The sequence below is a fragment of the Cognatundibacterium luofuense genome (assembly GCF_018139685.1).
GTDB classification, from domain to species: domain Bacteria; phylum Pseudomonadota; class Gammaproteobacteria; order Burkholderiales; family Burkholderiaceae_D; genus Undibacterium; species Undibacterium luofuense.
The window spans coordinates 655,414-674,228 of record NZ_JAGSPN010000001.1; the positions used below are offsets into that span (position 1 = coordinate 655,414).

Consider the following 18,815-nt stretch of genomic DNA (forward strand, 5'->3'; position numbering starts at 1 on the left):
CTGCATCTGAATATAACTGTTTGTTTTATGGCTTGATTCTAGAGATTTCTGAAAAGAAATTCTTATAACAAATGTCACAACATTTGATCTGATCTGTGACCCGTTTCGTTCCGGAAAATTCCCCGGAAAATTGCCGCACTGCATCAACGAAGCTGTGGTGCGGACCGGAATGCAGCATGCCGCTGCTGTTACAATGCCTGCGCTGCCGGGGGAGCCGGCATTGTTGACAGGAGGAGTAATGAAATACCGTTTGCTGGCCGCCTTGGCCGCAATGTGCTGGAGCAGTGCACAAGCTGATGTACGTGGTTTGCAGATTGAAGATCTGGTGCGTATGGAACGTGTCGGCGCGCCGTTGTTATCGCCGGATGGCAAAAAAGTGCTGTACACCGTGCGTGTGACTGACATGGAAAAAAACCGTGGCGTTACGAATCTGTGGATGCAGGATCTGAGCAAGCCCGGTAAAGAGCAGCGTCTGACCGCCACCGACGCCAGCGATGCAGAATGGTCGCCAAATGGCGACGCGGTCTATTTTCTGTCTTCCCGTTCCGGCAGCAGCCAGATCTGGCGTTTGCCTTTACAAGGCGGTGAAGCGCAGCAGGTAACGGATTTACCGCTGGATGTGGACAATTTCCGTCTTTCCCCTAAAGGTGACCGCGTTTTATTCAGTCTGGCGGTGTTCCATGACTGCAAAGTGCTGCAGTGCACGACAGACAAACTGGCGGCACAAAAACAACAAAAAGCCACCGGTCGTATTTATGACCGCCTGTTCGTACGTCACTGGGACGTCTGGGCTGATGGTCGCCGTGCGACGCTGTTCAGCGCAGAGCTTGGCAATGATGGCAAGGTACAGGGTGAGCCGGTACCACTGAGCCTGACACTGGATGGCGATGTGCCGTCACGTCCGGATGGTGACCACGAAGAATATCAGTTCAGTCCTGATGGTAAAACCGTGGTGTTTGCGGCACGTATCGCGGGCAAAACCGAAGCCTGGTCGACAAATTTCGATGTATATCAGGTGCCGGCAGATGGTTCTGCTTTGCCGAAAAATCTGACGGCAGACAATCAGGCATGGGATACCAAGGCGCGTTTTTCGCCGGATGGCAAAACGCTGGCGTATCTGGCGATGAAACGTCCGACCTTTGAAGCAGACCGCTTTCAGGTCATGCTGATGGATGTGGCGACTGGCAAGAAACGCGCGCTGGCATCTGACTGGGACCGCTCGGCGATGGATTTCCGCTGGAGTAGCGATGGTCGTCAGATTCTGGCGGTAGCGGATGATATCGGCCAGCGTCGTTTGTTTGCGCTGGATGTTGCCAGTGGCAAGGTACGTGCGCTGACTGGCGCCGGTTCCGTCAATGGTTTTGATACCCACGGCGATACGCTGGTGATCAGCCATGCGAGCTTGTCCGGTGACAGTCAGTTGTTCAGTACCCGCCTCAGCAGTGCTGCACAGACTGAAGCAACCAAAATGACACGCCTGACCGGGCGCAATGCGGAAATGATGAAAGATATCCGTCTTGGCGACTATGAACAGTTCAGCTTTGCCGGTGCGAATGGTGAAACCGTGTACGGCTACGTCATGAAGCCGTGGAATGCGCAGCCGGGGCAGCGTTATCCGGTCGCGTTTCTGGTGCACGGCGGCCCGCAGGGCAGCTTTGGCAATGAATGGGGTTACCGCTGGAATCCGCAGATTTATGCTGGTGCCGGTTATGCTGCGGTGTTTATCGATTTCCACGGTTCCACTGGTTACGGTCAGAAATTCACCGATTCCATCAGTGGTGACTGGGGCGGCAAACCGCTGGAAGATCTGAAAAAAGGTCTGGCAGCGGCGGCACAGAAATACCCGTGGCTGGATACCAGCCGTTCCTGTGCGCTGGGCGCATCGTACGGCGGCTATATGATGAACTGGATCGCCGGTAACTGGAACGATGGTTTCCGCTGCATCGTCAATCATGACGGCGTTTTCGATACCCGGGGTATGGCGTATGCAACCGATGAAATCTGGTTCACTGAATGGGAAAACGGCGGCGCTTACTACGATGTGCCGGAACTGCACGAGAAATTCAATCCGGTGCGTTTCGTGAAAAACTGGAAGACGCCGATGCTGGTAGTGCAGGGCGAGCTTGATTTCCGTATCCCGACCGAACAGGCACTGGGCACTTTCACCGCACTGCAACGTCGTGGTATTGAAAGCAAACTGCTGATTTATCCGGATGAAAACCACTGGGTCACAAAACCCGCCAATTCTGTGCTGTGGCATCACACCGTGCTCGACTGGCTGAAAGACCATCTGAACCGTCCGGCGAAATAAGCGTTCGCTGAGTCACACTGATACTGTTAGCCGAAAACCGGCCTGTTCGCAGGCTGGTTTTTTTATGCTTCATCTGAGCAGTTTGTGACCAGCATTGTGCAGAAGTCCGCATTTACCCAAAAAATCACCTGCCCGGAGAGCGAGCGTTTTCGCGGACGACCGTGAAAAATGGCTTAAAACCTGTGCTGAACACCGCATTTAGGGTATTTAGGGCAATTCTGAGGCAATCCGGAGCAATCCGGAGTCGGGGCGGGGGAAGGCTGGCGCTGGCGGACAAAAGAAAAAGCGGACCGGCGAGGTCCGCTTTTTCATTCAACTGTTGCCGGCAGCATTGGCAATCGGCTATCCGGCATCAGTCGTCAGCCATGCCCGGCGTATGCTCAATCAGCCGCAGGCACCGACATAGCCGCAGGCAACGCAACGGCTGCAGCCATCGATTTTCTGCAATGCATGAGCACCGCATTCCGGGCATTTTTTACCGCCGCTGCTGGCTTGCAGCGGTGTGTGGTCAGCTTCGTCGTTCAGATCTTCAAGACCATATTGCTGTGCGCGGGCTTTGAAACGTTCTGCCAGTACCTGTACCGGAATCTGGTTACCGTTGACGTCCAGATAACCGCGTTTGACCAGAATACGCTGCAGACAGTAGCCAATCGCAGCCACTTCGGATTCATGGAACAGCGGTACGGTGCTGCCATCTTCTTTGGTGATGGTGCCGCAGCGCACCGTGCCTTTATCCCACACCACTTCGCGCATATCAGCCAGAGCCTTCGCAATCGAGCCACCGGAACGCGCTGCCATCGACAGCAGACGCATACTGGCGGAAATCCATTGCTGACCATCATTTTTCTGACCGGCTGGCATGAAGAATTCAAACGGACGTTCAATCGTCACGCGCTCACCACCGACTACGCCTTCGACATGGATGAAGCTGACCGTCAGATACACGGTTTTTTTGCCTTCATAGGTGGTGTACTGCACTTTGGAGGTGACTGATTCCAGATCGCCGAAAGGGCGGCCTTCAAACTGCTTGCGCAGCAAGTCTTCATCCGGCTGCGTACGGACTTCAGGTGCGGCTGCCGGTGTTTCGCTGGCAACCGATAACACGCTGCCCAGCACATTGTTCGGACGGTAAGTGGCCAGACCTTTCAGACCGGCTTTCCAGGCATCGAAATACAGGCTCTGGAAATCGTCGTAAGGATAATCAGCAGGGACGTTAACGGTTTTGGAAATCGACGAATCGATGTAAGGCTGCACTGCTTCCAGCATTTGCATGTGGTCGGCGGCAGACATTTCCAGCGCGGTCACAAATTGTTGCGGCAGCTTGCTGCTGTCAGAAACATCATGGCCCATCGCGCGATACAGACGCCATGCGTGGTCTGCCACTTCATAGGTCTGGGTTTCGCCGGATTTCATGCGTTTTTTACGGTTGTACACCCAGGAGAACGCCGGTTCGATACCGTTCGAGGCATTGTCAGCAAAGGCCAGTGTGATCGTGCCTGTCGGTGCAATCGACAAAAGGTGCGAGTTACGCAAGCCGTGTTTACTGATTGCATTCCGCACGTTTTTCGGCAAGCGGCGGGCGAAGGTACCGCTCAGGTATTTCTCTGCATCAAACAGCGGGAATGCGCCTTTTTCTTTGGCCAGATCCACTGACGATAAATAGGCCTGATCGCGCATGGCTTCCGATACTTTGGCGGCAAAGGCGCGGCCTTGCTCAGAATCGTAACGGATGCCCAGCATGATGAGTGTGCTGCCAAGACCGAGGAAACCGAGGCCGACACGGCGTTTGGACATTGCTTCGGCTTCCTGTTGTGCCAGCGGCCATGCCGTCGCGTTCAGTACGTTGTCCAGCATACGGGTCGCGACCGCCACCACGCTCTGGAAGGCTTCCACATCAAAGCTGGCATCCGGCTGGAAGGCATTGCGCACAAAGCGGGTCAGATTGATGGAGCCAAGGCAGCAGCAACCGTAGTCCGGCAGCGGTTGTTCCGCACACGGATTGGTCGCTTCGATTTTTTCGCAGTAATACAGATTGTTTTCTGCATTCATGCGTGACAGGAACAGAATGCCCGGTTCTGCGTGGTCATACGTGGAGCGCATCACCATGTCCCACAGTTCGCGCGCACGTACGGTTTCATAAACCCACAGGCCATCATCACGCAGCCATGCGCCTGCGGTTTTTTTCTCGTCACCGGGTTCGGCTTTGTGTACCAGACTGAAATCACCGTCCTTTTCCACGGCTTCCATAAATTCGTCGGTGACAGCGATGGAGATATTAAAGTTGGTCAGAGCACCCTGATCTTTCGAGCGGATAAATTCGCGGATATCCGGATGGTCGCAACGCAATACACCCATCTGCGCACCACGACGCGCACCGGCAGATTCCACGGTGGAGCAGGATGCATTGAAGACATGCATGAAGGATACCGGGCCGGAAGCGCGCGAACGTGTGCCGCGTACCAGTGCTTCTTTCGGGCGTATGGTAGAGAAGTCATAGCCAACACCGCCGCCGCGGCGCATGGTTTCCGCTGCATCCGCTAAAGCAGCATAAATGCCGGGTTTGCCATCGGTGGAATTCGATACGGAGTCGCCGACAGGCTGTACAAAGCAGTTGATCAGGGTCGCACGCAAATCCATACCGGCAGCCGAGTTGATACGGCCGGCAGGCACGAAACCATTCTTTTGCGCCCACAAAAATTTTTCTTCGTAATAAGCGCGGACATCTGCTTGCTCCACGCTGGCCAGCGCACGCGCAACGCGGCTTTGCACATCGTGGATCGTGGCTTCATCGCCCTTGGCATATTTTTCCAGCAACACATCCAGCGAAATTTCTTGGGGATTCATATCAGTGATTCCTGGCAATTGATCAACAGCGTTCATAGTAGGGATTAACTCGGGAGTGATTTGGCTAAGGCAGTGTAAAGAATGCCCGGAATATGTCATTGACTGCTCTCAAGACCGGCGGCAGCCCGCAGGATTTTCCGGACAGGCGGAAATTCCTTACAGGCTAATACATGAATTCGGAGGAGCAGACTTCAGGACAGATAAGGTTTCAGCACTTGCAGTGTGCGTGCTGTAGCACCCTGATGCTGATGGAAAAAGTCCAGTGCTTTGCCACCCATGGTTTGCCGTCCGGCAGGGTCAGATAACAATTCTGATGCGGATTCCAGCATACACCCCGCATCGGCACAGCGTAAAGCTGCACCTGCAGCAATGGCCTGACCGGTGACATCAGAAAAGTTGAAGGTATGCAAACCAATCAGTACAGGTTTGCCGATGGCGCAGGGTTCGATCAGATTGTGACCGCCAAACGGCAGCAGACTGCCACCGATGAAAGCCAGATCGGCCATTGCGTAATACATAAACATTTCGCCCATGCTGTCGCCCAGCAGCACATCACAGGATGCCAGTGCTGCCATATGCTCCGGCGTAGTGAGGGCTGACCTGCGCACTACCTGCAAGCCTGCTTCTGCCAGCATCGTGGCTACCGCATCAAAGCGTTGCGGGTGGCGTGGCACCAGTAACAGTAATGGTGCATTGTTTGCATTGTTGCCGCGCGGCCATTTTTTGAGAAATGCTTCTAAAATCAGGGCTTCTTCACCATCCCGTGTACTGGCGCACAACAGGACAGGGCGCGTGTCGCAGTGCGCCCGCATTGCCTCACCGGTCCGCAGTTGCGCATGCGGAACGCTGACATCAAATTTGATATTGCCGGTAATGGCGGGCGTGCTGCCGCTCAGGCTTTGCAAGCGGCTCGCGTCTTCGCTGGTTTGCGCCGCGATCACGGAAATAGCTTTGGCTGCCGGTGTGATCAGAGATGACAGGCGCTGCGCTTTACGCAGCGAGCGTTCTGACAGGCGGGCATTGACCAGCGCCACCGGAACTTTTTCCTGCTGGCAGGTAGCTATCAGGTTCGGCCAGACTTCTGTTTCCATCAGTACACATAATTGCGGACGGAAACGGCGCAGAAAGCGGTGTACCAGCAGCTTCAGATCATAAGGTAGAAACGCTTGCATCACCCGCGGATGTTGTCCGAATAATTGCGTGCCGGCTTCACGTCCGGTGGCAGTCATATGGGTCAGCAGGATGCTGGCATCCGGATAGTTTTCCAGCAAGCCACGCACCAGTGGTTCCGCCGCACGGGTCTCTCCGGCAGAAACTGCATGCACCCAGATAATGCGGCTGGCGCTGACTGGTGGATAAAAACCGAAGCGTTCACCGATATGCTGACGATAGCCGGGCTCGCGCCGGCCACGCCACCACAGACGTGCCAGTACGACAGGCAGTAAAACAGTCCAGATCAGAGAATAAAGCAAACGCATGCAGCTACCGAATCGCGTAAAAGAGCGTGATCTTAGTTTAATTTCGCTTTCTGGTCAGATTTTTGTTCAGCAAGCGCCAGACGGTGGCAATACTTGCCTGACGGCTTGCTTGAATTTGTTGTCTTTTTTTCCAAAAATGCGGCAGCTGGCGGATGGCATCCAGTTTGGATCGCTTAATCACCTGAAACTGGCCGTGGCGTGCAAAATGCAGTACTTCGACCAGATTCAGCATCAGATGCAGTGGCAGGCAAAGCCAGAACAGCAGTCCCGGCATATTTTTTACATAGGTCCAGACCAGATTGCGATGCCCGTGATAAACAGAAAAATCACTGCGGCGGCCAGTAATTGCTGAGCCCACATGACGTGCTACGGAAGCTGGCACATACAGACAGCGGTAACCTGCCAGCAGATAACGGAAACCGAGGTCGATGTCTTCGACATAGCAGAAATAATCTTCATCGAACCCGCCAAGCCGATCAAACACATCGCGACGGTAAAGTCCGGCAGCAGCACAGCAAGAGAAAATTTCTTTCTGTTGTAAATGTGCCGGTGTCACTGCTTGTCCATGCCCTTCGCGCCAAACCAGTCCGCTCAGGTGATACGCATCACCGACGCCGTCCAGCATCTGTTCACGGTTAGCATCCATCAGCCGGCTGCCGAAAATGGCAAAATCAGTGTGATTTTCTGCAGCAATAGCGAGCTGCAATAGCCAGTCAGGATCAGGGAAAGCGTCCGGATTCAGTAAGGCGATCCATTCACTGTCGGGATGCATCTGCTGCACAGCGAGATTATTCCCTTTGGCAAAGCCCAGATTGGCGCCGGCATGAATAACTTTGACTTCGGGAAATTCTGTTTCCGCACGTTGTCCGGAACCATCCTGACTGGCGTTATCGACAAGAATGATTTCCAGCGGACGCAGCGTTTGCTCCCGCAGTTTCGCCAGGCAATCCAGAACCAGCTGGCCACCGTTAAAGTTCACAATCACCACGCTGATGGCGGGTGTTTTTTTCAGCAGAGTGGCAGACATCAGTTCAGTAACTCCATAGCAGCAGCATAGACTTCATCCACAGACGGGATTTTTCCGGCATCGCCGGTATTGCGGATACGCGGTGACCAGTTGCCTTCAGTCTTCCAGCGTGGTGAGGCGGTATAAATTTCTACGGTCGGCGTTTCGTAGGCGGCAGCGATATGGGTCAGGCCAGTGTCCACGCCGATTGCCAGTCTTGCAGAATGGGCGAGTAAAACCGCTTCCATCATGCTGAGTCTGGGTAATACGCTGGCTTGCGGAATAGCAGTGGCCATTGCCTCGGCTTCTTTTTTCTCTTCTTCATTGCCCCATGGCAGCAGTACCGGCATGCCGGTACTGGCGAGCTTCGCGGCGAGTGCGATCCAGTTTGCACGTGCCCATTTCTTTGCGGCTCCGGCGGTACCGTGAAAAAATACGATATAGATGCCCGCAGGTTTCCACGGTGCTTCCAGAGATGGCGGCAGCAAACCAAAACTGGCCGGGGTATTCAGTTCTTTACCAATGGCTTTTGCAGCAACCAGACGTCCGCGGTCAACGGCATGTGTGTAGGGATCGGTCGCTATGCTCTGATCATGGAAGATACGGGAAATACCTTCATAGCCGGAACCGGCTGTGCCGTTGGCAAGACCAATTTTCCGGCCACCGGGCGCTTTTTTCGCCAGACCGAGAATAATGCCGGTTTTCAGTAATCCCTGTGTTTCCAGAATCAGATCATAAGATTCGCTGCGCAGAGTCTGAATAAATCCGCGAATTTCCTGTCGAACCGCAGCTTGTCCCAAATGCTTACGCCAGCGCCGTTGCGCATACGGAATGATGCGTCGTATGCCAGGATGCAGCTGCAACAGACTGACGTACGCTTCTTCGACAACCCAGTCAATTTGCGCACCCGGATAATGCCGGTGCAGATCATCCACCAGTGGCAGGTTATGCAGGACATCTCCGAGCGAGGAGACACGGATCAATAAAATTTTCACAATATGCAGCGCAGTTGTTTGAGTTCAGGCAATAAGAAAAAAAGACCGCCGGCACGAAGCCGGCGGTCTTTGATCTGTTTCTTAAAATGGCAATACAGCGTCCGGCTTCACGCGCAGAATAGCCGCTTTCAGTGCAGACTGAATGCGCGCTAGCGCTTCCGGTGTTTCGGCTTCAAAGCGCATCACAATGACAGGTGTTGTGTTGGAAGAACGGGCCAGACCAAATCCATCCGGATATTCAACACGCAAGCCGTCAATCGTAATGATTTCATCCGAACCGGGGAAATCAGCCTGTTTTTGCATTTCAGCGATGATGCGGAAGTTCTCACCTTCTTCCAGCTTCAGTTGCAATTCAGGTGTGGAACTGGACTGCGGCAGACCGTTCAGGGTCGCCGTCATATCCGGCAGGCGGCTGACAATTTCCAGCAAACGTGCACCGGCATACAAGCCATCATCGAAACCGTACCAGCGGTCTTTGAAGAAAATATGCCCACTCATTTCGCCACCGAGCGGCGAACCAGTTTCTTTCAGTTTGGCTTTGACCAGCGAGTGACCGGTTTTCCACATCAGTGGCACACCGCCGCGTGCCTTTACCCATGCGCTGATATGGCGTGTACATTTCACGTCGTACAGAATCTGTGCGCCGGCATGACGTGTCAGTACATCTTCTGCAAACAGCATCAGTTGACGATCAGGGAAAATCACTTGTCCGTCTTTGGTCACAATACCGAGACGGTCGCCGTCACCGTCAAATGCCAGACCGATTTCCGCATCGGTGGTTTTCAGACAATGAATCAGATCTTCCAGGTTTTCCAGATGTGCAGGGTCCGGATGGTGATTCGGGAAAGTACCATCCACATCACAGAATAATTCAATGACTTCACAACCCATGCCGCGATAGAGGTCCGCTGCAAATGCGCCAGCGACACCATTGCCGCAATCAACCGCAATTTTGACCGGACGGCTGACTTTGACATCGCTGGTGATACGCTCGAGGTAAGCAGCGCGGATATCGTGAGTGCGGTAGCTGCCTGAGCCGCTGGAAAATTCCTGTTTCAGAATAGCCTGATACAGTGCCTGAATCGTATCTCCGTAGATCGCTTCACCTGCCAGTACCATTTTGAAACCGTTGTAATCTGGTGGATTGTGGCTGCCAGTCACCATGATACCGGAGCGGGTATCCAGTACATTTGTTCCGAAATACACCATCGGTGTCGCAACCTGACCGAGGTCAATCACATTGACACCAGCTGCCTGCAAGCCGGCAGCCAGCGCACCGGCAAGTTCCGGGCCGGACAAACGACCGTCACGACCGATGACGACGGTGGTTTCACCTTTTTTCAGGGCCGCTGTACCAAACGCCTGACCAATCAGATGGGCGACGTTTGCGTCCAGAGTCTTACCCACGATGCCCCGGATATCGTAGGCCTTGAAAATACTTTGAGCTGGTTGAGTCATGTTGTTCTGTGATTATAAAAAAGGAAGTCAGGTATGCTGTTTCTGTTTCCACAGAAAATCTTCAATCCCGCACTGCGGTTGGTATTCTGCCACGATTTGTAACAACATCAGACGCAGTTCGTTCACCTGATTTTGTTCGCATGCAATACGCAGCCTGTTCAGCAGCTGTTGTAACTGTTCCCAAGGCAGCTCTGTCTCTTGCGCACGCATGATCAGCGGGTGTGTCGTGCCCTCAACATTGTCACCGATCAGGAGCTCTTCGTACAATTTTTCTCCCGGGCGCAGGCCAACATACTGTATTTCAATGCTTCCGTTGGGATGCACATCTGATCTGACTTCAAGGCCAAACAAATGAATCATACGCCGCGCGAGATCGTGTATGCGTACAGGATCACCCATGTTTAATACAAATACGTCACCACCTTCACCCATCGCACCAGCCTGAATGACTAACTGAGCGGCCTCCGGAATCGTCATGAAGTAACGGGTAATATCCGGATGTGTCAGCGTCACCGGACCTCCCGCCAGAATCTGTTTTTTGAACAATGGAACAACAGAGCCGGAAGATCCAAGCACATTACCAAAGCGCACCATGCAAAAACGGGTTCCTTGTTGTTCGCGTGCAAACGCTTGCAGTATCAGTTCTGCAATGCGTTTGGTTGTACCCATGACATTGGTCGGGCGGACAGCTTTGTCTGTTGAAATGAGTACGAAATTTTTCACGCCGGTTGCCATCGCAGCCTGCGCTACTGATAGGGTGCCGAAAACGTTATTCAGTACACCTTCCGCAGGATTGTGTTCCACCAGTGGTACGTGTTTGTATGCTGCAGCATGGTAGACCGTTGTGATGCTGAACGCAGAGAACAACGCTTCCAGTTTGTCCTGCTGACGTACTGAGCACAGAACAGGAAGTAATTCGCAGTCCGGTGCATATTGTTTTGCTAACTGCGCTAACTCTTGTTCAATGGAGTACAGTGCATATTCCGATGATTCGATCAGTATCAGCCGAAGTGGCTGCTGGCGCAGAATCTGGCGGCAAAGTTCTGATCCGATTGAACCTCCGGCCCCGGTCACCGCAACATATTGCCCTTTTATGCACTGACCGAGCAGACGCTGATCCGGTTCCACCGTATCGCGTCCCAGTAAATCTTCAACATCGACTTCCCGGATGTCCTGCATTTTCAATTCGCCGGACATCAGGGTTTTCAGAGATGGCGTCAAACGGATCTTTAGTTTACAAGGTTCCAGTTGGTCAAGTATTTGTTTATGACGTGCACGGGATATGGATGGCATTGCCAGCAATAACTCACGGATCTCGAATTTCGTGATTAACCGACTGAGTTCCTTCGGGTCGTAGACACGAATGCCGCCGATCAGGGCGCCATGTTTTTGCTTGTTATCATCGACGAATGCAACGCAGACATACTGGCTGTCGTGTCGCATCATTGCTGCCAGTTGCGCACCTGCTTGTCCGGCACCGTAAATGCACACCGGAATTGCATCTTCGTGCAGACTGACTCTTGCCAGCCAGTGTCGTGCAGCAAAGCGGCTGGCGGACAGGTAAAAAATAGAGCCCATCCAGAAAAATCCGAAGACCGCGCGCGAGATTGGCAGAATATGCAGCATCAGGCTGATGAAAGTCAGTGCCAGCACCGAGGTTGTTGCGCCGAGAACTATGACGCCGATAATTTTCTGATCGATGAATCTGACGACCGCGCGGTACAAGCCGATGCGCGCGAAAACCGGTACGCTGATGCACGGAGCCGCGATAAAAAGCCAGAAATAGTGGCGCAACAAATCCGGATTCAGCCCCTCATAACGCAGCCAGATGGCAACAGCCAGCAACAACGGCAGGCAGATGAAATCCATTGCCATCGCCATTATTTGCTTATAGCGGCGGGGTAAGTTGGTCAGTGTGTGCAACATTATTGTCAGTGGGTAATTCCGTCGCGGCGTACAACTTTTATGAAAGTCAGGACGAGAATGCGTAAATCCAGCCAGATCGAAACATTTTCTAAATAATAGCGATCCAGCGCGACTTTTTGTTCGTTGGGGACTTCGTCACGTCCGTTAATCTGCGCCCATCCGGTCAGGCCCGGAACAAGGGTATGGACGCCGCAATCTGTGCGCATTTGTATCAGATCATATTGATTGAACAGGGCCGGACGAGGGCCCACCAGACTCATGTCACCGCACAGGATACTCCATAACTGAGGCAACTCATCCAGACTGGACTTACGCAGAAAAGAACCGACAGGAGTCAGATATTGCTCAGGGTCGGTCAGTAAGTGTGTTGCAACGGCCGGAGTATCGATACGCATGCTGCGAAATTTAGGCATACGGAAAATCCGGTTATGCTTGCCTACCCGGTCTGACCAGTACAAGACAGGTCCGCGAGAGGTTAGTCTGACAGCAAGCGCAGTCAGAATCAGAGGTACTAGCAGAAAAAAACCTGCGATCAGAACAACAGTTAAATCCAGTGCACGTTTCATATTCATACTTTTTCTTCAGATTCTGGCGCAACGGTAATGGCTAGTCCTTCTGCCACAGAGAACGGTGGATTCCATCCGAGTAAATTACGCGCCTTACTGATATCTACCTGCAGTGATCCGCATAAACGCTGAGCAATAGCTTGTTTTCCTGTAATTTTTGCAAATGTCGTTAGTAAGTCAGGCGACACTTTCCACAGGCGTGATTTTGTCTTCAGCGCCACAGCGCAGTTTTCCAGTAATTCAGTCGTTGATAAATCTTGTCCGTCTGATATCTGAAAGATTTCGTGCCGCGCTTGCGGGTGATACAGACAGTGCAAAATAAAATGCACCAGATTACCGACAAACACCAGACTGCGCTGATTGCAAATGGATCCCAATGGTAACGGGATGCCGCGCCTTACCCATTGCAGCATGCTTTGAAAATTTGCCTTTACTCCCGGCCCGTAAACCAGGGGAGGGCGAATAATCGTGACAGCCATTCCTGTCTTTCGTCCAACAGCGAGTAAGGCTTTCTCCGCCTCAAGTTTTGATAAGCCGTAGGGATCATGCTGAGCTGCAACATCCTGTTCTGTGAATGCGTACCCGGGTTGTGTCGATTCTCCATTGACCTTCACAGAGCTTAAAAAAATAAAATGCTTTACTCCGGCTGCTGCAGCCTGTTGCGCCAGATGTACAGTGGCATCAACATTCACAGATCTGAATACGGACAGCGGATCGCTGACAGTTTCATGCATAACATGCACGCGGGCTGCGCAGTGAATGACTGCGCCCACATGCTGCAATAACGGTAGCCAGTCGGTTTGTTTATCCAGACTGCTGATTTGAGGATTTTGTAATCCCGGATGCTGGCGGACGAGTGGCTGGCGTGTCGGGCAAATCAGTGAGTAGCCCGCATCCAGCATAGTGTCCGTCAGTGCATTTCCCACAAAACCGCTGGCGCCAGTGATAAGGATAGACTGGTTCATAGGCTTTGCCTGATCTTTCCGCGCGTAAAAGGATAGATGACTGATCTGCGCCACAAAAAGCGCAGGAAGCTGGTCAGGAACCAGCGTGCATGTGGTGACAGCAGGCTGCGATTGCGATGAGCTGCCTGGTGGACAGCCTTCAGCCCGGGGTAATAACGTACTTTGCGACCTGTAATGCAGGAAGAGCGGTAACAAATATCGACATCTTCAAAATACATAAAGAAGTCGGTATCAAAGCCTTTCAGCTCCTGAAAATGTGCGGGGCGAAATGCCAGAAAGGCACCGGAGGCCCAGTCCACGTCAGAATCCCGGGTTAACAATGGTTTTTGTATTGCTTCCGTTAGGCCGCGTATTTTCAGAACGCGAAACGGTGTCAGCAACGACGGAAAATACCGGATATTGGCATCGGGTTGCTGATAACTTTGATCTTTGTACAGATTTACCGTTGCCAGAGACACTTTATCCATTTGCATTTGCAGATCAAGGGATTGCAACATCTCAGCGGTTGCCCTGATGTCAGGGTTCATGACCACAAATAAATCCTTTACCGACAACGCGTATTCACTGCTGATTTTTTTGAACAGGAAATTATTGTTCTCACCAAAACCCATGCCAGGTTTTTCTTTCGTGTAGCGAACCTGATGCTGCTGGCAAAATTTTTCGAGTTTTACAGATGGTAAATTATCTTTAACCCATATGTGGACGGAAGCGTTACCCGCCAGGCCGCAAAGCTGACTTTCAATCAGCATTTCTTCGTGGCCGTGACTGATGATGGCGATATAAATCATGGATTAATTACTGTATTGAAATGCATTTACTTCAGATACCGAATGCACTCTTGCATGGATTCCCGCCATTCAGGTACCGACACACCAAATGCCAGTTTCAGCTTGTTCAGATCAAGCATGGAATTCTCCGGACGCTTGGCCGGCGTCGGATAGCTGACCGCCGGAATTCCGCTGATCGCAGGCCCCGGAGTTTTTAACAGGCCCGCTTGCTGTGCTTCCTGCACAATCGCGCGCGTAAAATCACACCAGTTTGTCGTGCCGGCATTCACCAGGTGGTAGGTTCCCTGATGCATTTTCCACCAGTTCTCCGCGCAAGTGGTATCTCTGGCAGAGCTCATCTGAGCAATAATCTGAGCTGTAATATCAGCAATGGTGATCGCCGAGGTTGGAGCGCCGAACTGGTCGTTCACAATATTCAATTGTTCACGTTCATTTGCCAGTTTCAGCATTGTCAGTAAAAAATTCTTACCGTAGGGTGAATATACCCAGCTGGTACGGAATATCAGGTGGCGGCAACCAGTGTCGCGGATCGCTTGTTCACCATCCGCTTTGGTCTGACCGTAGATGTTCAACGGCGCAACCGGATCGGATTCGGTATAAGCGGCTAACTTGCCATTTGTATCTTTTTTATTTCCTGCATACACGTAGTCGGTTGAGTAGTGTATGAGTGGAATATTGAGTGTTTTAGCCACTTCTGCGAGCGAGGCAACAGCGTGAGTGTTCACTGTTGCTGCCAGCTCCGGTTCAGATTCTGCTTTATCCACTGCCGTGTATGCTGCCGGATTGATGATCAGATCCGGCGCAATTTGTCTGACTGTGGTCACAATCATATCCGGTTTGCTGAGATCCAGCATTGTCCGGTCTGCCGCAATAATCTGATGCTCATTGCCAAGACGTTCCACAAGGCTGCGACCCAGTTGGCCGCTGACACCGGTGATCAGAATTTTCATGCGAAGACCTCTGCTTCTGACAAGCTTTTACCGAGTTGGTCTTTCGCCGACAGTAACGGCGCTTCGCTGATGGGCCAGTCGATTCCGATTTCAGGATCATTCCACGCGAGGCAACGTTCGTGTTCCGGTGCCCAGTAGTCGGTTGTTTTATACAAAAACTCCGCCTGTTCACTCAGAACTACGAAACCATGTGCGAAACCTGGTGGCACCCACAATTGCCGGCTGTTTTCTGCAGATAAATTGACGCCGACCCATTGACCGAAGTTCGGGGAGCTTTTTCGGATGTCAACGGCAACGTCGAATACTTCACCTGACACCACGCGGACGAGTTTGCCCTGTGCTTGCTGGATCTGATAGTGCAAACCACGCAGAATGTTTTTTCCGGATTTGGAGTGATTGTCCTGCACAAATTCAGCCCGAACGCCGGTCAGTTCTGCGAATTTACGTGCATTGAAACTTTCATAAAAAAAGCCGCGACTATCGCCGAACACCTGGGGTTCGATAATGAATACTTCAGGTAAGCTCGTCGGAATGATTTTCATATTAGTACGCCTGTCTTTCCAACAATTTCAGCAAATAATTACCATATTCATTTTTCTTCAGCGGCTGCGCCAGTTTTTCAACCTGTTCAGCGCTGATATAGCCGCGACGGAAGGCAATTTCTTCCGGACAGGCAATTTTCAGACCCTGTCGCTTTTCTACCGTTGCCACAAATTGACCTGCTTCCAGCAATGACTCATGTGTGCCGGTATCGAGCCAGGCCATACCGCGCCCCATCAGTTCAACTTTCAGCTCGGCCTGTTTCAGGTAAACATTGTTGACGTCCGTAATTTCCAGTTCACCACGCGGAGATGGTTTGATCGACGCTGCAATATCGCATACCTGCTGATCGTAGAAATACAGGCCTGTCACCGCGTAATTGGATTTGGGTTGCTGTGGTTTCTCTTCGATGCTGACAGCCTGACGGTCTAAGTTAAATTCAACAACACCGTAACGCTCCGGATCGTGTACATGGTAAGCAAATACCGTTGCACCGGCAGTGCGCTGGTTTGCTGCTTCCAGAGAAGACACGAGATCGTGGCCGTAGTAAATATTGTCACCCAGGATCAGCGCAGAAGGGGCATTACCGACAAACTCACGGCCAATGATGAAGGCTTGTGCCAGACCATCAGGAGACGGTTGCACCGCATACTCCAGCCGGATGCCCCATTGTGAGCCATCACCCAACAGTTCGCGGAAACGCGGTGTGTCCTGCGGTGTGGAAATAATCAGAATTTCCCGGATTCCAGCCAGCATCAGCGTGGTCAGCGGATAATAAATCATGGGTTTGTCGTACACCGGCAGCAGCTGTTTCGAGACAGCCTGTGTTACCGGATACAAGCGAGTGCCGGAGCCGCCCGCCAGAATAATGCCTTTACGGTTGATTGCCTGCGTCATGCTTATCCTTGCTGATACTGTAAGTTGATCCAGTTCTGGTATTCACCGGATTGCACCTGGGCAACCCATTCATTGTTATTCAGGTACCATTCCACGGTCTTGCGCAGTCCTGTCTGGAAGGTTTCTGCCGGCTTCCAGCCGAGCTCACGTTCAATTTTGCGTGCATCAATCGCATAGCGGCGGTCATGGCCCGGGCGGTCTTTAACGTGACGGATCTGATCGCGGTAGCTGCCGCTGGCTTTCGGGGCCAGTTCGTCCAGCAGGTCGCAGATTGTGTGGACTACGCTGATATTGGTCTGCTCATTCCAGCCGCCGACATTGTAGGTTTCGCCCGGCTTACCGGCTTCGAGAACGCGGCGGATCGCTGCGCAGTGGTCTGTCACAAACAGCCAGTCACGGACTTGCAAACCATCACCGTACACTGGCAGGTCTTTGCCAGCGCGCGCACTGGTAATGACCAGCGGAATCAGTTTTTCCGGGAAATGGTAAGGACCGTAATTGTTCGAGCAGTTGGTGGTTAATACCGGCAAGCCATAGGTGTGGTGATAGGCGCGCACCAGATGATCGGATGCAGCTTTGGAGGCTGAATACGGGCTGTTCGGTGCGTAAGCGGTGGTTTCGCTGAATGGCGGATCATCTGCTTCCAGTGTGCCGTAGACTTCATCTGTGGAAACGTGCAGGAAACGAAAGCCGGCTTTTGCTTCATCGCTCAGGCCAGTCCAGTATTTGCGTGCTGCTTCCAGCAGACTGAACGTGCCGTTGACGTTGGTTTCAATGAACGCGGCAGGGCCGTGAATGGAGCGGTCAACGTGACTTTCGGCCGCAAAGTGCACAATCGCACGCGGCTGATGTTTGGCAAACAGGCTGTCTAACACTGCTGTGTCGCAGATGTCGCCCTGTACGAACAAGTGCCGGGGATCATTTTGCAGGGATTTCAGGGTATTGAGATTGCCTGCGTAAGTCAGTTTGTCGAAATTGAGGACGGACTCATCGGATTGAGCCAGCCAGTTCAGTACAAAATTGGCTCCGATGAAGCCTGCGCCGCCTGTGACAAAAATCATGCACTACTCCAGATAAATGGGAGAAGAATAATAAACCCTTCATTTTACTAGAGTTTTGTTGAATTTCGTCGATGTGTTTGCCTGACTGTCTGCCGTTAATCAGGCAATTTTCGCCCAGCAAATAAGAATGGCAGTAATGACGGTATACGTCAGCAACGCCAGAGAAATGACGGTCAGTCGCATATGACCCTCCCTATGAATGGTGCATACAAATTAGGATAAATTCAGCATAGTCTGGTTAGGATGTTTTAGTGTTATTGCAGTGTTTAAAAAAGTCGCAAAATGTTTCAGCTTCAGTCTTGAAAATGGGAAAGACACCACTATATGGACGGGTAATATGTTTTTAGACTGGAGAAAGATATGCAAGAGCAGGAAAACAAACAGGCTCAACAAGAGGTGCCGGCAACAGATGCTCCGGTTGAGCCGGCTGAAATGGTGACTGAGGATCTGACACCAGAGTTCGTTCAGGCTGCAGCAGAAGAGCCGGCAGATGAAACTGCACACAAAATTGCCGAGATGGAATTGAAACTGGCCGAAATGCAGGATGCTTTCGTTCGTGCAAAGGCGGAAGGCGAAAATATCCGTCGCCGCGCACAGGAAGATATTTCTAAGGCACATAAATTTGCAGTCGAAAGCTTTGCTGAAGCCATGGTGCCGGTCAAAGACAGTCTGGAAATGGCTTTGAAAGTGGAAGCGCCGACTGTCGAATCGCTGAAAGAGGGTGTGGAGATCACACTGAAGCAGTTGAATGCTGCATTCGAAAAAAATCGTCTGGCAGAAGTGAATCCCGCACAGGGTGAAAAGCTGGATCCGAACAAACACCAGGCAATTTCGATGGTACCTGCGGATCAGGAGGCAAATACCGTTGTCACAGTATTGCAAAAAGGTTACATGATTGCTGACCGTTTATTGCGTCCTGCGCTGGTTACAGTTGCACAAGGTAAATAAACACTGAAAAAAGCAAAAAAAGTGCTTGAAAAGCGTTTTTTTTACCTTATATCGGGATCAGACAATGCCTGAATCAGTGAAA

At 52.0% G+C, this 18,815-nt stretch carries 15 protein-coding genes; 2 read left to right on the forward strand and 13 right to left on the reverse strand.

Annotated features, from left to right (window positions below):
• Positions 1 to 238: 238 nt before the first annotated feature.
• The gene (locus KDM89_RS02965) at positions 239 to 2,311 is read left to right on the forward strand and encodes a S9 family peptidase (RefSeq protein WP_212686428.1); all 2,073 of its coding nucleotides are present in this window, start codon (positions 239 to 241) and stop codon (positions 2,309 to 2,311) included.
• 384 nt (positions 2,312 to 2,695) lie between these two features.
• Here KDM89_RS02965 and KDM89_RS02970 read toward each other — a convergent pair whose 3' ends face one another.
• From KDM89_RS02970 to rfbB, 13 genes are all read right to left on the reverse strand, one after another.
• Positions 2,696 to 5,191 (reverse strand): adenosylcobalamin-dependent ribonucleoside-diphosphate reductase, encoded by a 2,496-nt coding sequence (locus KDM89_RS02970; RefSeq protein WP_212686429.1) that lies wholly within the window; start codon positions 5,189 to 5,191, stop codon positions 2,696 to 2,698.
• Between the two features lie 155 nt (positions 5,192 to 5,346).
• Complete coding sequence (gene waaA / locus KDM89_RS02975; protein WP_212686430.1) at positions 5,347 to 6,633, reverse strand: lipid IV(A) 3-deoxy-D-manno-octulosonic acid transferase; 1,287 nt, start codon at positions 6,631 to 6,633, stop codon at positions 5,347 to 5,349.
• A gap of 37 nt (positions 6,634 to 6,670) precedes the next feature.
• On the reverse strand, positions 6,671 to 7,660 hold the full coding sequence (locus KDM89_RS02980; RefSeq protein WP_212686431.1) for a glycosyltransferase family 2 protein: 990 nt from the start codon (positions 7,658 to 7,660) through the stop codon (positions 6,671 to 6,673).
• Positions 7,660 to 8,634 (reverse strand): lipopolysaccharide heptosyltransferase I, encoded by a 975-nt coding sequence (gene waaC, locus KDM89_RS02985; RefSeq protein ID WP_212686432.1) that lies wholly within the window; start codon positions 8,632 to 8,634, stop codon positions 7,660 to 7,662. The genes KDM89_RS02980 and waaC overlap by 1 nt, the downstream gene beginning before the upstream one ends.
• 81 nt (positions 8,635 to 8,715) lie before the next feature.
• The gene (locus tag KDM89_RS02990) at positions 8,716 to 10,092 is read right to left on the reverse strand and encodes a phosphomannomutase/phosphoglucomutase (protein ID WP_212686433.1); all 1,377 of its coding nucleotides are present in this window, start codon (positions 10,090 to 10,092) and stop codon (positions 8,716 to 8,718) included.
• Between the two features lie 27 nt (positions 10,093 to 10,119).
• Positions 10,120 to 12,018 (reverse strand): polysaccharide biosynthesis protein, encoded by a 1,899-nt coding sequence (locus KDM89_RS02995; RefSeq protein WP_212686434.1) that lies wholly within the window; start codon positions 12,016 to 12,018, stop codon positions 10,120 to 10,122.
• 5 nt (positions 12,019 to 12,023) lie between these two features.
• On the reverse strand, positions 12,024 to 12,584 hold the full coding sequence (locus KDM89_RS03000) for a sugar transferase (protein ID WP_212686569.1): 561 nt from the start codon (positions 12,582 to 12,584) through the stop codon (positions 12,024 to 12,026).
• Between the two features lie 2 nt (positions 12,585 to 12,586).
• On the reverse strand, positions 12,587 to 13,549 hold the full coding sequence (locus tag KDM89_RS03005) for a UDP-glucose 4-epimerase family protein (protein ID WP_212686435.1): 963 nt from the start codon (positions 13,547 to 13,549) through the stop codon (positions 12,587 to 12,589).
• Positions 13,546 to 14,337, reverse strand: a complete 792-nt coding sequence (locus KDM89_RS03010; RefSeq protein ID WP_212686436.1) for a glycosyltransferase family 2 protein — start codon at positions 14,335 to 14,337, stop codon at positions 13,546 to 13,548. The genes KDM89_RS03005 and KDM89_RS03010 overlap by 4 nt, the downstream gene beginning before the upstream one ends.
• A 26-nt stretch (positions 14,338 to 14,363) precedes the next feature.
• The gene (rfbD, locus tag KDM89_RS03015; protein WP_212686437.1) at positions 14,364 to 15,287 is read right to left on the reverse strand and encodes a dTDP-4-dehydrorhamnose reductase; all 924 of its coding nucleotides are present in this window, start codon (positions 15,285 to 15,287) and stop codon (positions 14,364 to 14,366) included.
• Positions 15,284 to 15,829 (reverse strand): dTDP-4-dehydrorhamnose 3,5-epimerase, encoded by a 546-nt coding sequence (gene rfbC / locus KDM89_RS03020; RefSeq protein ID WP_212686438.1) that lies wholly within the window; start codon positions 15,827 to 15,829, stop codon positions 15,284 to 15,286. Before rfbC ends, rfbD begins: the two co-directional genes overlap by 4 nt.
• Position 15,830: 1 nt before the next feature.
• Entirely contained in the window at positions 15,831 to 16,724 is an 894-nt protein-coding gene (rfbA, locus tag KDM89_RS03025) for a glucose-1-phosphate thymidylyltransferase RfbA (protein WP_212686439.1), read from the reverse strand.
• A gap of 2 nt (positions 16,725 to 16,726) precedes the next feature.
• Positions 16,727 to 17,785, reverse strand: coding sequence for a dTDP-glucose 4,6-dehydratase (gene rfbB, locus KDM89_RS03030; protein ID WP_212686440.1), 1,059 nt, complete (start codon positions 17,783 to 17,785; stop codon positions 16,727 to 16,729).
• A gap of 360 nt (positions 17,786 to 18,145) precedes the next feature.
• Between rfbB and grpE the strand changes: the two genes are divergently transcribed.
• Positions 18,146 to 18,733: a nucleotide exchange factor GrpE gene (gene grpE, locus KDM89_RS03035; RefSeq protein WP_212686441.1), complete on the forward strand. Its 588-nt coding sequence runs from the start codon at positions 18,146 to 18,148 to the stop codon at positions 18,731 to 18,733.
• Positions 18,734 to 18,815: the final 82 nt, after the last annotated feature.

Excerpts from the sequence above, each read along its gene's own strand:
- KDM89_RS02965 (WP_212686428.1), top strand. The coding sequence starts at position 239 with ATGAAATACCGTTTGCTGGCCGCCTTGGCCGCAATGTGCTGGAGCAGT.
- KDM89_RS02970 (WP_212686429.1), bottom strand. The coding sequence starts at position 5,191 with ATGAACGCTGTTGATCAATTGCCAGGAATCACTGATATGAATCCCCAA.
- waaA (WP_212686430.1), bottom strand. The coding sequence starts at position 6,633 with ATGCGTTTGCTTTATTCTCTGATCTGGACTGTTTTACTGCCTGTCGTA.
- KDM89_RS02980 (WP_212686431.1), bottom strand. The coding sequence starts at position 7,660 with ATGTCTGCCACTCTGCTGAAAAAAACACCCGCCATCAGCGTGGTGATT.
- KDM89_RS02990 (WP_212686433.1), bottom strand. The coding sequence starts at position 10,092 with ATGACTCAACCAGCTCAAAGTATTTTCAAGGCCTACGATATCCGGGGC.
- KDM89_RS02995 (WP_212686434.1), bottom strand. The coding sequence starts at position 12,018 with ATGTTGCACACACTGACCAACTTACCCCGCCGCTATAAGCAAATAATG.
- KDM89_RS03000 (WP_212686569.1), bottom strand. The coding sequence starts at position 12,584 with ATGAAACGTGCACTGGATTTAACTGTTGTTCTGATCGCAGGTTTTTTT.
- KDM89_RS03005 (WP_212686435.1), bottom strand. The coding sequence starts at position 13,549 with ATGAACCAGTCTATCCTTATCACTGGCGCCAGCGGTTTTGTGGGAAAT.
- KDM89_RS03010 (WP_212686436.1), bottom strand. The coding sequence starts at position 14,337 with ATGATTTATATCGCCATCATCAGTCACGGCCACGAAGAAATGCTGATT.
- rfbD (WP_212686437.1), bottom strand. The coding sequence starts at position 15,287 with ATGAAAATTCTGATCACCGGTGTCAGCGGCCAACTGGGTCGCAGCCTT.
- rfbC (WP_212686438.1), bottom strand. The coding sequence starts at position 15,829 with ATGAAAATCATTCCGACGAGCTTACCTGAAGTATTCATTATCGAACCC.
- rfbA (WP_212686439.1), bottom strand. The coding sequence starts at position 16,724 with ATGACGCAGGCAATCAACCGTAAAGGCATTATTCTGGCGGGCGGCTCC.
- rfbB (WP_212686440.1), bottom strand. The coding sequence starts at position 17,785 with ATGATTTTTGTCACAGGCGGCGCAGGCTTCATCGGAGCCAATTTTGTA.
- grpE (WP_212686441.1), top strand. The coding sequence starts at position 18,146 with ATGCAAGAGCAGGAAAACAAACAGGCTCAACAAGAGGTGCCGGCAACA.